Source organism: Granulicoccus phenolivorans DSM 17626 = NBRC 107789 = JCM 15570, from assembly GCF_000423085.1.
In the GTDB taxonomy this organism is placed as follows: domain Bacteria; phylum Actinomycetota; class Actinomycetes; order Propionibacteriales; family Propionibacteriaceae; genus Granulicoccus; species Granulicoccus phenolivorans.
The window spans coordinates 77,387-91,864 of record NZ_AUHH01000007.1; the positions used below are offsets into that span (position 1 = coordinate 77,387).

Annotated in this window: 14 protein-coding genes and 1 riboswitch; of the genes, 9 read left to right on the top strand and 5 right to left on the bottom strand. The window is 71.2% G+C overall.

Features of this window, described 5'->3' with window-relative positions:
• Positions 1 to 628: 628 nt before the first annotated feature.
• Positions 629 to 1,936, top strand: a complete 1,308-nt coding sequence (locus tag G531_RS20010) for an MFS transporter (RefSeq protein ID WP_081683773.1) — start codon at positions 629 to 631, stop codon at positions 1,934 to 1,936.
• A gap of 143 nt (positions 1,937 to 2,079) precedes the next feature.
• The gene (locus G531_RS0102815) at positions 2,080 to 3,651 is read left to right on the top strand and encodes a DUF4073 domain-containing protein (protein WP_026926086.1); all 1,572 of its coding nucleotides are present in this window, start codon (positions 2,080 to 2,082) and stop codon (positions 3,649 to 3,651) included.
• Positions 3,652 to 3,726: 75 nt separating this feature from the next.
• Here the strand turns inward: G531_RS0102815 and G531_RS0102820 are convergent, their stop codons facing one another.
• Positions 3,727 to 4,734, bottom strand: a complete 1,008-nt coding sequence (locus G531_RS0102820; RefSeq protein ID WP_211221754.1) for an MsnO8 family LLM class oxidoreductase — start codon at positions 4,732 to 4,734, stop codon at positions 3,727 to 3,729.
• Positions 4,735 to 4,805: 71 nt separating this feature from the next.
• Positions 4,806 to 5,624, bottom strand: coding sequence for an alpha/beta fold hydrolase (locus G531_RS24295; protein ID WP_051214966.1), 819 nt, complete (start codon positions 5,622 to 5,624; stop codon positions 4,806 to 4,808).
• A 130-nt stretch (positions 5,625 to 5,754) separates the two neighbouring features.
• Positions 5,755 to 5,862, top strand: a riboswitch (TPP riboswitch).
• Between the two features lie 75 nt (positions 5,863 to 5,937).
• On the opposite strand from G531_RS24295, the gene G531_RS0102830 reads away from it, so the two are divergent.
• The 7 genes from G531_RS0102830 to G531_RS0102860 all read left to right on the top strand — a co-directional run bounded on the left by G531_RS0102830 (position 5,938) and on the right by G531_RS0102860 (position 11,288).
• Positions 5,938 to 6,582 (top strand): ECF transporter S component, encoded by a 645-nt coding sequence (locus G531_RS0102830; RefSeq protein WP_026926088.1) that lies wholly within the window; start codon positions 5,938 to 5,940, stop codon positions 6,580 to 6,582.
• 1 nt (position 6,583) lies between these two features.
• Positions 6,584 to 8,035 carry an ABC transporter ATP-binding protein gene (locus tag G531_RS0102835; RefSeq protein WP_026926089.1) on the top strand — a complete coding sequence of 484 codons (1,452 nt, stop codon included), beginning with the start codon at positions 6,584 to 6,586 and terminating at the stop codon, positions 8,033 to 8,035.
• Positions 8,032 to 8,841, top strand: coding sequence for an energy-coupling factor transporter transmembrane component T family protein (locus G531_RS0102840; protein ID WP_051214967.1), 810 nt, complete (start codon positions 8,032 to 8,034; stop codon positions 8,839 to 8,841). The genes G531_RS0102835 and G531_RS0102840 overlap by 4 nt, the downstream gene beginning before the upstream one ends.
• The gene (locus tag G531_RS20020; RefSeq protein ID WP_145978733.1) at positions 8,838 to 9,416 is read left to right on the top strand and encodes a nucleoside/nucleotide kinase family protein; all 579 of its coding nucleotides are present in this window, start codon (positions 8,838 to 8,840) and stop codon (positions 9,414 to 9,416) included. The genes G531_RS0102840 and G531_RS20020 overlap by 4 nt, the downstream gene beginning before the upstream one ends.
• 5 nt (positions 9,417 to 9,421) lie before the next feature.
• A complete protein-coding gene (locus G531_RS0102850; RefSeq protein ID WP_026926091.1) occupies positions 9,422 to 9,937 on the top strand; it encodes a ferritin in 516 nt (171 codons plus the stop codon).
• A 38-nt stretch (positions 9,938 to 9,975) separates the two neighbouring features.
• A complete protein-coding gene (locus tag G531_RS20025) occupies positions 9,976 to 10,785 on the top strand; it encodes a metallophosphoesterase family protein (RefSeq protein WP_051214986.1) in 810 nt (269 codons plus the stop codon).
• A gap of 77 nt (positions 10,786 to 10,862) precedes the next feature.
• On the top strand, positions 10,863 to 11,288 hold the full coding sequence (locus G531_RS0102860) for a hypothetical protein (RefSeq protein ID WP_026926092.1): 426 nt from the start codon (positions 10,863 to 10,865) through the stop codon (positions 11,286 to 11,288).
• Positions 11,289 to 11,295: 7 nt separating this feature from the next.
• Here G531_RS0102860 and G531_RS20030 read toward each other — a convergent pair whose 3' ends face one another.
• The 3 genes from G531_RS20030 to G531_RS0102875 all read right to left on the bottom strand — a co-directional run bounded on the left by G531_RS20030 (position 11,296) and on the right by G531_RS0102875 (position 14,467).
• Positions 11,296 to 11,733, bottom strand: a complete 438-nt coding sequence (locus G531_RS20030) for a type II toxin-antitoxin system VapC family toxin (protein WP_035757058.1) — start codon at positions 11,731 to 11,733, stop codon at positions 11,296 to 11,298.
• Entirely contained in the window at positions 11,730 to 11,966 is a 237-nt protein-coding gene (locus tag G531_RS0102870) for a ribbon-helix-helix protein, CopG family (RefSeq protein ID WP_145978734.1), read from the bottom strand. Before G531_RS0102870 ends, G531_RS20030 begins: the two co-directional genes overlap by 4 nt.
• A gap of 185 nt (positions 11,967 to 12,151) precedes the next feature.
• On the bottom strand, positions 12,152 to 14,467 hold the full coding sequence (locus G531_RS0102875) for a beta-glucosidase family protein (protein ID WP_051214968.1): 2,316 nt from the start codon (positions 14,465 to 14,467) through the stop codon (positions 12,152 to 12,154).
• Positions 14,468 to 14,478 lie beyond the last annotated feature (11 nt).

Consider the following 14,478-nt stretch of genomic DNA (forward strand, 5'->3'; position numbering starts at 1 on the left):
ACCGCGCACTCCACCCGAGCCCGCCGGCTGCGCGAAGACCCGCGAAAACCCCAAGAGCTCCCGACCCGAGGGCTGCACCAGGCCGACGAGCACCGAGGAAGGCCACCAGCGACGCAACCTGGGTGTTCGCGGGCGAGCCTCGGAGTCCGCGGGCGAGCCTCGGAGTTCGCAGGCGAGCCTCGGAGTTCGCAGGCCGCCATCGGGCCCGCGGGCCCTGCAGGAACCGCGTACTGAATCCGGGCCCGCCAGCTGCGCGAGGACCCGCGAAAACACCAGAAGCTCCCGACCCCGAGAGCTGCACCAGGCCGACGAGCGAGCTGAGGATGGCCACCAGCGACGCAACTTGTCTGTTCGCGGGCCGGCCTCGGAGTTCGCGGCCGAGCCTTGGAATGCGCGAGCCGCCATCCGGCGCGCGGGCCCTGCAGGACCCGCGTACTCGATCGGGGCCAGCCGACCGCACCACGACCCGCACATGCACCATGGAGCGTTGCCCCGGGGCTGCGCCAGGGCGGACGACCGCCGGTTTCGGTTTCCGACCCGGCGGCACTACTGTGCGCAGTGTCAGGGGAACCGGGTCGCGTGTGAGGTCGGGAGCGCGACCGATCGACGCACCCGAAAGCCGATGCCCATGAGTTCCGCGGATTCCGCACGCCCTGCGCCCGCCTTTGCTTCCCCCACCCCGGACGCTTCCCCCACCCCGGACGCTTCCCCCACCCCAGACGCCTCCCCCACCCCGAACCCGAGCGACACCCCCCGGACCAGCCTGATCCGGACCGGCGGCTGGCCGTTCCTGATCACCAGCTTCATCGGCCGGGTCCCGGCGTCCACCCTGCAGTTGGGTCTGCTGTTGTACGTCAGCGCGTCCGGCCTGGGGCTGGGTCTGGGCGGTCTGACCATCGCCGCGATCGGGATCGGATCGGCCCTGAGTGCCCCGATGATCGGGCGACTGGCCGACCGCTACGGCCCGCTGCCGGTGATCGCGAGCTGCACCGTCATCCAGGTGCTGGGACTGCTCGGCATCTACACCGCGGTCAATGGCGGCGCCGGCGCACCGGTCGTGCTCGGGTGCGCCGCGGTGGTCGGCTTCGCCAATCCGCAGACCGGACCGATCGCGCGGGCGCACTGGTCCCGACTGGCCCGCCAGCACCGCACCCCGGACCTGATCCGGACCGCCCTGGGGTACGAGAGCGCGGTCGATGAACTGGGATTCATCCTCGGTCCGGTGCTGGCCAGTCTGCTGGTCGGCCTGCTGGGTCCGAACCCGGCCCTGTGGGTGATGCTGGCGTTCACCGTGCTGGGTCAGGGCCTGTTCCTGGCGTACCTGGCCACCCGCCGCAACACCCGTACGCCGCGCGAGACCACCTCCCCCGAAGGCGAACGGATCCGGCTGCCGTGGGCGGCGATGTGGTCCCCGGTGCTCAGCGTGTTCGCCGCCGGGACCACCTTCGGAGCCACCCAGACCGCCCTCACCGCGGTCTTCGATGAGCGCGGTCGCCCGGAGCTGACCGGCCTGGTCTACGGCTGCGTCGGGGTGGGCAGCGCGATCGCCAGTCTGCTCGTCGTCCGGCTGTCGCCCCGGGTGCCGCTGGGCGTACGGGTGCTGGGGGGCGGGGTCCTGGTCCTGATCGGCGGGCTGGCGATGATGACCCTGCCCGCGGTCGGCCCCGCGATCGCGATCAGCATCCTGCTGGGGCTGGGGGTGGGCAGCATTATCGTGAGCTCCTACACCCGGATGGAGCAGATCGCCCCCAGTCGCCGCCTGTCCTCGATGATGACGCTGCTGGCGACCGGGCTCACTCTGGGGATCTCGGCCGGTGCCGCGGTCGCCGGCTGGCTGGCCCGCGAGCCCGCGCACGGCTTCTGGCCGACCGCCGTGGCCGGCGTACTCGCGATCGTGGCGGGAGTGTCGTTCCGGTTCGGCCGGGCCCGGGACTGATCCGGATTTTCGGCGGCGGACCGGGCCGGCCGTTCATCTGCCCGCCATAGTAAGGACAACCTACTGAGCGGTGGCGCTCACAGTTCGCTGACAGGCTTTCGGCCTGTCTCAGCCTCGAGCTGCTCTTCCCCGAAAGGAATCCGATGCGCCGTCGTCCCGTTCTGGCGTCCGCTGCCCTCGCCGCCACCGGCCTGCTGACCGCCGCCACCGTGTGGACCAGCACCACCGCCCCCGCCGCCCCGCCGAACAACCCCCCGTACCGCATGTCCGAGGACGTGCTGTGGACCGAGGATTTCGAGAGCGTCGCCAACCCGGTGCTGTTCACCCACAACGTCCCGAAGGGCTGGACCAACCAGATCCCCCAGGGGGTCACCGGTGAGGAGCGCTGGCGCGGCTGGACCCTGACCGACATCCGTAACTGGTCCTGGGCCGTCGAGGGTCCCGCCGAGCGGCACTACTTCACCCGCGGTTCCGGCCAGGTCGCGGTGGTGGAGAGCGAGCGGCAGCGTACCGCCGGCGCGGAGCGGCTGAACACCGCCCTGGTGTCCCCGCAGATCGATGTGAAGAAGCAGAGCAACCTGGTGCTGTCGTTCGACTCGCACTACAAGCAGGGCAAGGCCGGGCAGACCGCGACCGTCGAGGTCTCCTACGACGGTGGCCCGAAGCAGACGGTACGCACGCTGGACCGGACCACCTTCAGCAACCGGGAAACGATCGACCTGCAGGTGCCCCAGGGCGCCAAGAAGGCCCAGTTCACCTGGTCGTACCACAACGGCTTCAACGACTTCTGGTGGGCGATCGACGACATCAAGCTGGCCACCCCGCTCGGCGAACCGACCGGCAAGCCGGTCAACATCGATGTGCTCAGTGACGTCCAGGGTGGCCTGTCCCACTACACCTCGGCGATCAGCCAGCTGAACGCGATGCCGGACCGCGCGTCGGCGGTGGTGTTCAACGGCGACACCGTCGACAACGGTTCGCAGGCGCTGTACGACGAGTACAAGGCGGTCCACGACGCCACCCCGCACGCCTCGGGCAAGGAGATCTACTCCGCCGGCAACCACGAGTTCTACGGACCCGAGGGCTCCGATGTCTACCTGCAGCGGTTCCTCACCCAGCTCGCGAAGACCGACAAGCACTACCAGGAGCATGTCGTCGAGGGGGTCCCGGTGCTGGTGATCGGCACCGAGTTCTATGACGACGTCGCCTCCGGTGGCAAGGAACCCTTCGTCACGATGACCGATGCCCAGCTGCAGTGGCTCGACCAGCGACTGGCGTACTGGCATTCGCAGGGGAAGCCGGTGCTGCTGGCCAGCCACCAGCTGCTGCCGCAGACCGTGTCGGCCAGTCACAGCCCGTGGTACAACGACTACAACCAGCTGGAGCAGCTCAGCACGATCCTGGGCAAGTACGACAACATCGTCATGTTCACCAGCCACTCCCACTGGTCGCTGGAACTCAATGACTGGTGGGGCCAGTACCAGGTGCCCGGCACCGGCAACCCGCAGGGCTTCCCCGTGGTGAACACCGGCGCCCTGCTGAATGCGTACGTGCCCGACGGCGACAAGGACGAGACCCGGCTGGACGGGGAGCACGCCAGCGGGCTGCGGGTCAAGGTCTACCCCGATCGGGTGCGGGTGGAGGCCTGGGACTTCATCGCGCAGAAGATGATCAAGTCGGTCGACTTCCCGGTGTTGACCAAGAAGGGCAACTGACCTCGTAGGGTCCCGCGGGCTCGGTGGAGTTCGCGGTTCCCGGTGGGGTACGCGGGTCCGGCGGGCCCGCGTACCTCAGGGACGGAAGAGCTCCACGAGGCGACGATCCAGCTCGGCCAGGGCGCCGGTGTCGTAGGTGTTGGTGGTGACCAACAATTCGGCAGCCCCGGTACGCTCCAGCAGCGTGGCGAGTCGATCGGCCACCTGGTCGGCGGTGCCGTGAATGGTTGCGGTGAGGTACTCCTCGAGCATGGTTTCCTGCCGCGGGGTGAGCGTCCGGGCCCGGATGTCGGCGACCGAAACCAGCGGCGGGAAGTCACCGATCGTGCGCGACGCGGTCATCGCCCAGGCCTCGGGCAGCAACAGATCCCGAGCCTGCTCTGCGGTGTCGGCGATCGCCACGTTCGCCGACACGATCACATACGGTTCGGCGTACCAGGCCGACGGCCGGAACTCATCGCGATAGCGCTGCAGCGCATTCGTCGCGGCCCCCGGCGAGTTCCCCGTGAAGGCCGGCCCACCGACCACCACCCCCAGCCCGGCCCGGGCGGCGTACTCCTGCCCCCGACCCATCGCCAGCACGAACGGCCTGGTCGCACCACGATCCGGTGGGCGCGCCGTGATCGCCGCGGTCCCGTCCAGGTAGGACAGCAGCTCGGCCAGGTCGTCCCCGAACCGCTCGGCGGCGTCCTTGCCCTGCCGCAGGGCGGCGCGGATCGCCGAGGTGAAGGCGACCGAACGCCCCAGCCCGAGATCGATCCGGCCCGGGAACAGCGCCTGCAGCGTGGCGGCCTGTTCGGCGACCACCAGTGGCTGATGGTTGGGCAGCATCACCCCGCCCGATCCCACCCGGATCCGCTCGGTACGCCCCGCGATCGCGGCCATCAGCAGGGTCGGGGTGGAGCCGGCGATCCCGGGCACCGCGTGGTGCTCGGCGACCCAGAATCGGTGATAGCCCAGTTCCTCGGCGCGCCGGGCCCGCGCGATCACCGCCGCGAGGGCCTCGGCGGGCGTACTCCCCTCTCGATTGTTCGCACGGTCGAGGATGGAGATCGGGACACCGGACAGACGCGACTGGGACACGGGCATGGGCACCTCGCTCAGGATCGATGGGCCCCACCGTAACCCGGGCTCCCCCACCGGCGGCCCCCGGCTCAGTCGGGATGGGCCGCCAGGAAGGCCGCCAGCAGCGCCGCCACCGCCCCGGGATGGCTCATCGGCAGGTCGTGGCCGGCCCCGGCGACGGTGTGTTCCGCGCAGTCGGGGAACAATTCCCGCACCCAGTCCCGAACCGGGGCGAACAACGCCGGACTGGCGGCCCCGGCGAGATACAGCACCGGGGCCGTCACCGCGGCTGCCCGGGCCGGATCGAAGGTCCAGGCCTCCAGCGCCGACAGGTCGGCGGTGAAGAAGGTGACCGCGTCCGCTTCGATCCGGGCGACCACGTCCGGGGCGGTCTCGGCCCGTTCGGCCCGCCAGCTCCGGGTCCCCAGCGCCTGGCTGAACAGTTCCAGTGCTGCGGTCACCCCGGCACGGGCGAAACAGTCCCGCAGGTCCCGGTTCGCGGCCAGAAACGTCTCGGCCGAGCGGCCGTGGCGGGGCGGCGGCTCGATCAGGGTGAGCGTACGCACCCGGGCCGGTTCGAGCGCGGCCAGTTCCAGGGCCACGGCGGCGCTGTAGCTGGTCCCCAGCACATGGGCCCGGTCGATGCCGAGCGCGGTCAGGACCGTCAGGCAGTCCCGGGCGTCCCGCGGGATCGAACCGGGGCCGGTCGCCGCGGAACTGGCGCCGTAGCCGCGCCGACGGCAGTCGATCACCCGATAGCGCTCGGCGATCAGCGGCTCGGCCCCGAGCGGAACCAACTCCTCGGGGGCCAGGGCGGTCTGGATCAGCAGCAGCGGCGGCCCGCTCCCCGCCGTACGCACCTCCACGGCGGCGCCCGGCTCCACCGGTACCGTCCGGATCTCGGTCATAGTCCATCGTGCGCCGCGCACCGGATCCGCGTCCACCGATCCCCGACCCCTGTCCCTCGTCCCTGATCCCCCTCGTCCCTGATCGGCGGCCACACGTCGATGGACAGCCCCGCCGGGGAGGACCTATCGTGGAATAACACACGGGAGTCCGGGGCACCGGGCTGAGAGGAAGGTCAGACCTTCGACCGTCGAACCTGATCTGGGTCATGCCAGCGCAGGGAGGCTCTCTTCAACCGCTCCACTGACTCCGGTCGTCCAACGACCCGCGCCGGTGGCAGGTTCCCGTGCCCGATGCGTCACGAAAGGGCACACCATGACCGCAACATCGTCGAATTCCGCCAACCTCGGCGAGGACCAGACCCGCCCCGCCGGCACCGGCCGACTGCGCTGGCGCGTGGTCGACATCGTGGTCGCCGCCGTGCTGGGAGTGGCCTGCGGGGTGATCTTCGTCGGGTGGAACACCATCGGGTACGCTTGGTTCGCCGCCATGGACGCCGTCACCCCCGGTCTGGGCGGGCTCGCGGCCGGCGTGTGGTTCCTGGCCGGACCGCTGGGCGCCCTGATCATCCGCAAACCCGGTGCCGCGCTGCTGGTCGAACTGATCGCCGCGTTCGTTTCGATGGCGATGGGCAATCAGTGGGGCTGGACCACCATGTACTCCGGGTTCGCCCAGGGCCTGGGTGCCGAGATCGTGTTCGCCGCCCTGCGCTACCGCCGCTTCACGCTTCCGGTCGCGGTGCTGGCCGGGGTCGGCGCCGGACTGGGCGCGTTCGTCAACGAATTCATCCTCGGCAACTGGGCCAAGTCGCCGGCGTTCAATGCGATCTACGCCGGCTGCACGATGCTCTCCGGCGCCGTCCTGGCCGGCCTGCTGGGCTGGCTGCTGATGCGCACGCTGGCGCGTACCGGTGCGCTGGATCGCTTCGCTGCCGGCCGGGAGGCCCGGCCGAGCGTCTGAGGTGCGGATCGAACTCACCGATTGGGGGTGGCGGCACGCGGCGCGGACCAGCTGGGCGGTCCGCGACATCACCTGCACCATCGAGGCCGGGGAGCGGGTGCTGCTGCTGGGCGCCTCCGGCTCGGGCAAATCGACGCTGCTGCACGCCCTGGCCGGCGTGCTCGGCGGCGGGCAGGAGGGCGACGAGACCGGGACCATGCTGCTGGACGGGAAGCATCCCACCCGACAGCGCGGTCGCGTCGGGCTGGTGCTGCAGGACCCGGACGCCTCGGTCGTGCTGGCCCGGGTCGGCGACGACGTCGCCTTCGGTCTGGAGAACCTCGGAGTCCCGGCCGAGGAGATCTGGCCGCGGGTCCGGGCGGCCCTGGACACGGTCGGGCTGGGTCGGCTGCCGCTGGACCGGCCCACCGAATGGCTGTCCGGAGGTCAGCAGCAGCGGCTCGCGATCGCCGGCGCGCTGGCGATGCGGACCCCCGTCCTGCTGCTCGATGAGCCCACCGCCAACCTCGATCCGGCGGGGATCCGCGATGTCCGGGACGCGCTGGGCCGGATCGCGGCCGACACCACCGTCATTCTGGTGGAGCACCGCCCCGAACTGTGGCTCGACCTGGTCGACCGGGTGATCGTGCTCGGCCCCGACTGCGGGATCCTGGCCGACGGTGCCCCGGCGCAGGTGTTCACCGCCCGGCGCGCGGAGTTGCTGGCCGCCGGGGTCTGGGTCCCCGGTGCCGAGCTGCCCGATCTCGGGCTCCCGGCGTACGCCCCGGGCCCGGACCTGCTGACCACCGAGGACCTGGCGATCGGCTACGACACCCCGGTCCGCAGCGGCCTCGACCTCGGGCTGCCCGCGGCCACCGCGACGGCGATCACCGGCCCCAACGGCGCGGGCAAGACCACGCTGGCGCTCACCCTGGCCGGGCTGCTGCCCCGCCTGGGCGGGCGGATCCGGGTCGCTGAGCACCTGCAACCACCGGCGCGCCGGCGTCGCTTCGGACGTACGCCCGACCCGCACGATCCGGGCAGCTGGCGGGCCAAGGATCTGCTGACCCGGATCGGCACGGTCTTCCAGCATCCCGAGCACCAGTTCGTCGCGGCCACCGTCGCCGACGAACTCGCGGTCGGACTGCACGCCCTGGGCCACCCGAAATCGGCCATCGACGCCCGCGTCGCGGAGTTGCTGGCGGTGCTGCACCTGGACCGACTGGCCGGGGCCAACCCGTTCAGCCTGTCCGGCGGGCAGAAGCGGCGGCTCAGCGTCGGCACCGTGCTGGCCACCGAACCCGAGCTGATCTTCCTCGACGAGCCGACCTTCGGGCAGGACCGGCGTACCTGGATCGACCTGGTCCGGCTGATCGGCCGGATCCTCGGCGAGGGCCGTGCGGTGGTCTCGGTCACCCATGACCCGGACTTTCTCGCGCTGCTGGGTCGGCACCGGATCGAGGTCGCCGGATGATCGCCGAGACCGCGCCGAGCGTACGCCCCACCCCGACCGGCACCCGGCTGGACCGGCTCAACCCGGTCACCCGGATCGTGATTGCGATCATCGTGTCCGGGCCGCTGATCCTGACCCTGGACTGGCTCAGCGCGGCCACGGCCCTGGTCGCGGTGGTGATTGCCGCGCTCGCCGTCGGCTTCGGTATCGCCCAGATTGCGCGCCGACTGGGGGTCCTGCTGATCCTGGCGGCGATCACCGGGACGTCGATGGCGCTGTACGGCGAACAGGGCGGCCGGGTGTGGTTCCACTGGCTGCTGATCACCGTGACCGACAACTCCCTCACCCTCGCGCTGGCGGTCTTCCTGCGGGTCCTGGCGCTGGGGCTGTCGGCACTGCTGCTGTTCGGCGACCTGGATCCGACCGAACTGGCCGACGGTCTCGCCCAGATCGTCCGGCTGCCGGCCCGGTTCGTCCTCGGGGCGCTGGCCGGGGTCCGGATGCTGGGGCTGTTCGCCGCCGACTGGCGCACCCTCGCGCTGGCCCGGCGGGCGCGGGGCCTGGGTGACACGGGCCGGCTGCGACGCTGGCTGTCGATGGCCTTCGCGCTGCTGGTCCTCGCGATCCGGCGCGGCAGCCGGCTGGCCACCGCGATGGAGGCGCGCGGGTTCGGTGCCGAGGACGGGCCGCCGCGGACCTGGGCGCGGCCGTCGCGGTTGGGGCGCGCCGATGTCGTCGGGATCGGTGTCGCGGTGCTGATCGTGGTCCTGGCGGTGGCCATGTCGCTGGGGTTCGGGACCTTCCACTGGGTCGGGTCCGCCGGATGACCGTTGCGCGGGCAATCGAGCCCGACTTCAGTGGCGTGCTGGACCTGCTGGTGCCCGGCCTGCGCCGACGCGGCGACCGGTTCGTGATCCTGATCGACGGCGGGTCCGGCGCCGGGAAGACCACTCTGGCCGGCGCCCTGCACGCCGCGCTGCCGGGGACGCAGTTGGTCGGTCTGGACGAGTGCTACCCGGGTTGGGACGGGCTGGCCGCCGCCGCCGAGATGGTCGCACGCGACCTGCTCGCCCCGCTCACGCCCGGGTTCCGCCGCTGGGACTGGGTCGCCGGGCGGCCGGCGGACTGGGTGTCCCTGGACCCGGATCGGCCGCTGATCATCGAGGGGTGCGGCGCACTGACGCCGGCCAGTGCCCCGGCCGCCCTGCTGCGGATCTGGCTGGACCGCGAGGCCGGGGCCCGGCGTACGGCTGCGCTGGCCCGGGACGGGGCGACGTTCGAGGCGCACTGGGAGCAGTGGGCGGCCCAGGAGCGGGCGCACTGGGCCGCCCACCGCCCCTGGGAGCTGGCTGATCTGGTGGTCGAGGTGACCGGCGAGCCGGGTACCGAGCGCATAGGCTGAGCCGCATGAAGATGAGTGACAAGCTGGAAGCCGCGTTCAACGAACAGGTGACCCAGGAGTTCGCCTCCTCCCTGGTCTACCGGCAGCTCGCGGTGGAGATGGAGCAGCAGGAACTGGTGGGGATGGCCAACTGGCTGCGGATCCAGGCCGACGAGGAGATCGTCCACGCCAACACCTTCCTGCAGCACCTGATCACCCGGGGCAACAAGGGTGTGATCGGAGGGATCGACGCGCCGACGGTGGCCGACACCTCGCCGCAGGGTCTGTTCGAGGCGGCGCTGGCCAACGAGCGGGAGATCTCCGAATCGGTCCGCAACCTGTGGCGGCTGGCCGAGGCCGAGGGCGATCTGGACTGCCGGCCGCTGTTGCACACCTTCCTGAGCGAGCAGATCCGCGAGGAGGACACCGTGCACCACATCGTCGGCCAGCTGAAAATGACCGCCCACGACTCGGCCGGGGTGCTGCGGCTGGACGCCGAGCTCGGCGCACGCGGGGCCCAGGACACCGGAGCGACCCTCTGAGCACACCCTCGCCCCGGGCCGGCGCCGGCGGACCGACCCTGTGGGCGGTCAGCGACACCCACATCCGGCTCCCGGACAATCGCCGGATCGTGGAGCGGATCCACCCCGCCCACGACGAGGACTGGCTGATCCTGGCCGGCGACATCTCTGAGCGCCTCGATGACATCGAGGAGAATCTGGCGATGTTCGCCGGCCGGTTCGCCCGGGTGATCTGGGTGCCCGGCAATCACGAACTGTGGACGATCGACCGCGAGGTCCGGCAGCTGCCCGGACCGGCCCGCTACGACGCGCTGATCGAGTTCTGTCGCGGGCTGGGCATCCTCACCCCGGAGGATCCCTATCCGGTGTGGCGGGACCGGGCCCGGATCGCGCCGTTGTGCTGCCTGTACGACTATTCCTGGCTGGCGCCGGGCACCAGCACCAAGACCGAGTCGCTGGCCGCGGCCCGGGCCGCCCGGATCGTGGTCCGCGACGAACAGGTGCTCGATCCCAGTCCGTACGCCACCATCGAGGACTGGTGTCATGAGCGGGTGGCGCACTTCGAGCGCCGGCTCACCGAGGCCGGGGACGGGCCACCGTTCGTGCTGGTCAACCACTGGTCGCTGCTGCGCGCCCCGACCCGGGTGATGACCCATCAGGTGCTGCCCCAGTGGTGCGGTACCGAACTCACCGCCGACTGGCACCTGCGCTTCCCGACCGAGGCCGTCGTCTACGGCCACCTGCACATCCCCCGGACCACCTACCACGACGGGGTCCGCTTCGAGGAGGTGTCGTTGGGCTACCCGCGGGAGTGGAAACGGCGGCACAACCACGACCCCGATCCGGTCCGGGCAATCCTGCGGGGCTGACCCCGCGCGACTGTACGCCCAGCAACTCCCCGACCCCGGCCGACAGGCCCACAGGAAACATTCGCCAGGAGGCCCCCATGAAGGACACCATCCAGTTCCTCGACATCAGCAACATGATGGAGGAGGCGATGCGCCACGCCACCGACGAGATCGGCCGGGGCGGACCGCTGATCCCGTTCGTGCTGGCGATCACCTTCGACGGGGAACGGGAACTGCAGCAGTTCCGACTGACCGACCTGGCGACCTCGGCCCAGGCGGCCTACGATCACGTCCGGGCCTCGGCCGGGCGCTACGAGCTGGCCGTGGTGGCCGTCGACATCACCCTGACCAAGGACGACGGCAGCCGGACCGACGCCGTGCTGACCGAGGGGTACGGCTCGGAACTGGAGGCCTCGCTCCAGCTCGCCCTGCCGTACAAACCGGCGACCGCGACCCGGCCGATGTCGTTCGGGCAGCCCCAGCAGTTGGGCAATGGGGAGAACCTGCTGCGCGCGAACGCCTAGCGCGCGGCTACGTGGCGGTGAGGTGCAGTCTCGTCGCCACGACCGTCGGCGTCTCGGCCAGGCCGGCGGTCACCAGTCGCCGGTCCGCGCTGACCAAGGGAATCTTCAGCGCTGCGGCGGCGGCAGCCCAACTGGCGTCGTAGAACGACAGGCCATGGGTCTCCGCGATCCGAGCGGCCTGATGCAGCCATCCCTGCGACATCACCAGGGGCGGGCCAACGATCGCCACCAGGTCGTCCAGCTGAGCGGCCACCTCGACCGCCTGCCATCCCAAGGCACGTGTCAGCACGTTTCCGACCTCATAGAGCGCCAGGTCGAGCACGTACGCATCGACTACACCGCGGACGTGCGCATCTCGGATCGCGCGTGCCTCAGCCAGCTCACTCTCGCCGTCGGAGTGGAACCACTTGATCAGGACCGAGGTGTCGACCAGCAGGCCGGTCATCGACGCTGGTCGCGATCGGCGCGCACGAGGTCGGCCGACTCGAAGCTCCCGGCATTCCGGAAGCGCTGCTCCGATCGCTCGACTGCAACTGCGAGCTGGACCGGATCCCGGCGCCTGAGCTCCCGCCGGGCCGCCGCGGCAAGGAGCGCGCTGCGACTCGTCGAGCGGCGCTTCGCCTCCGCATCCACCTCGGCCAGCAAATCATCGGGCAACGAGATCATCACCTTGGACATACTCGGAGTATAGCTCCGGGTATAGCCGGAGCTCAGGATGTGAAACTCACCCGCCAGTGCCGACAATGGGACTCTCGGTACCGGGAGCGGATCAACCTCGGCTTCCCACTCGAGCACGCCCGGGACGAGTCCTTGGTTCTGGACCTGCAGGCCGCACTGTGGGGAGCCGGACGGCCGGCGCCCGGTCAGTCCGAGGTTTCGGCCCCATGGCGTTCCATCAGGGCCACGATGTCCTGCGAGCTGATGTCCTGGCCGAGGCTCATCACCGCGGCCCGCGCCATCGGCAGAGCCCGCAGGAAGGTGTCCATGGTCGGATCCTCGGCGTCCGCCCCGGATTGCCCGAGGACGGCACGCAACGCGGGCCCGGCCTCGGGATCATCCAGCCACTCCCCGACTGTGGCCGTGCCATCCAGGCGCACCCGGGGCTGCGGCGCGCTCACCTCGACGGTCGCGGTCAACGGAAGGTCGCGGGAGGAGGCCCCGACGGCGATCTCGGCCGGACCGGGCTCGACGGCCCACCCGCCCCGCGCGGTGTCCCAGTGGCTGAGGGCCCGTCGGGTCAGGGTGAACTCCACCCGCGCGGTGGCCCCCGGTTCCAGAGGGATCCGCGCGAAGTCGCGCAGTTCGCGCGGGGGCCGCGCGATTGCCGACCCGGGTCGGCCCAGGTAGAGCTGCGGGACCGCGACCCCGGCCCGGTCCCCGGTGTTGCTGACGTACGCCTCGACCCGGATCACCACCGCGTCGAGCGCCGTGGCGTCGGTGATCGGGGTGGTGGTCACGGTGAGATCGCCGAACGCGAACGTGGTGTAGGTGAGCCCGTGTCCGAAGGGGAAGGAGACCTCGGCGCCGGTGGCGTCCAGGCCGCGATAGCCGATGAACAGCCCCTCCCCGTACCGGACCACCTGATTGGCGCCCGGGAAGTTCAGTTGGGCGGGGACCTGGGCCAGCGTCCGCGGGATCGATTCGGCCAGGCGACCCGACGGGGTCGCCTCGCCCAGCAGCAGGTCCACCGCCGCCTGCCCGCCGGCCTGCCCGCCGAGCCACAGGTCCAGCACCGCATCGGCGTGGTCGATCCACTCGGCCACCGTCACCACCGCACCGTGGGCCAGCAGCACGACGACCCGGTCGGCCACCGCCGCGACCTCGGCGAGCAGACTGCGCTGGCTCTCGGGCAGTTCCAGGTGGTCGCGGTCGTAGCCCTCGGACTCATCGGCGGCGGGCAGCCCGAGCACCAGCACCGCGGTCCGGCCGCGCGCCAGGTCCACCGCGTCGGTACGCAGTTGCTCGTCGCTGCTGTCCTGCCCGGGTGCGTCGGCGGCCTCGGCGAGTCGGTAGCCGGGGGCGTACGGCAGGTCGAGGCCGCGTTCGGTCAGCGCATCGAGGATGCTGACCAGCCGGGTCGGATTGACCTTGGAGGAACCGGCGCCCTGGTAGCGCGGGGTTCGGGCCAGCTCGCCGATCAGCACGGTGGCGTCGAGGGCGGCCGGATCCAGCGGCAGGACGCCGTTGTTGGTGAGCAGCACCGCGACGGCGGCAGCCACCTCCCGGGCCAACGCGTGGTGGGCGGCGAAGTCGACCGGGGCCGGGTCGGTGCCGGCTTCGCCGGCCCGGGCGACCAGGGTGAGCACCCGGGTCGCCGCCCGGTCGACGTCGGCCTCGGCCAGTTCGCCGGAGCGCACCGCAGCGACGATCCGGTCGGTGTTGAGCCCGCCGGAGGAGGGCATCTCCAGATCCAGGCCGGCGGCGACCCCGGCCACCCGATCATCGACCGCACCCCAGTCGGAGACCACGAGCCCCGGATAGCGCCACTCCCCGCGCAGCAGCTCGGTGAGCAGCCACGGGTCCTGCGAGGCGTACGTGCCGTTGATCCGGTTGTAGGAGCACATGACGGTCCAGGGCTGGGCCCGGGTGACGACCTGTTCGAATGCGGCCAGGTAGATCTCGCGCAGCGTCCGGTCGTCCACCTCGGCGTTGATCCGCATCCGGTCGGTCTCCTGGTTGTTGACCGCGAAATGCTTCAGCGACGTCCCGACCCCGGCCGACTGCACCCCCACGACCATCGGGACCGCCAGCTCGGCGGTCAGGTGCGGGTCTTCGGAAAAGTACTCGAAGTTGCGGCCGCACAGCGGGGTCCGCTTCATGTTGATGCCCGGCCCGAGCAGCACCGCCACCTGTTCGGCGCGCGCCTCGGCACCCAGCGCGGCCCCGACGCGCCGCACCAGGTCGCGGTCCCAGGTGGAGCCCAGGCCGGCCGCGCTGGGGAAGCAGGTGGCCGGCACCGATGCGTGCAGCCCGAGGTGATCGGTCGCCCCGGCCTGTTTGCGCAGCCCGTGCGGCCCGTCGGTCAGCATGATCGCCGGGATCCCCAGCCGGGGAATCGCCCGGGTGTGCCAGAAGTCCGAGCCGGACAGCAGCGACGCCTTCTCGGGCAGGGTCAGCTGCGCCAAGACCCGTGGGATGTCGGCTGCGCGGAACTCGGTGAGATCGCTCGATCCGGTCATCTCGGCCCCTC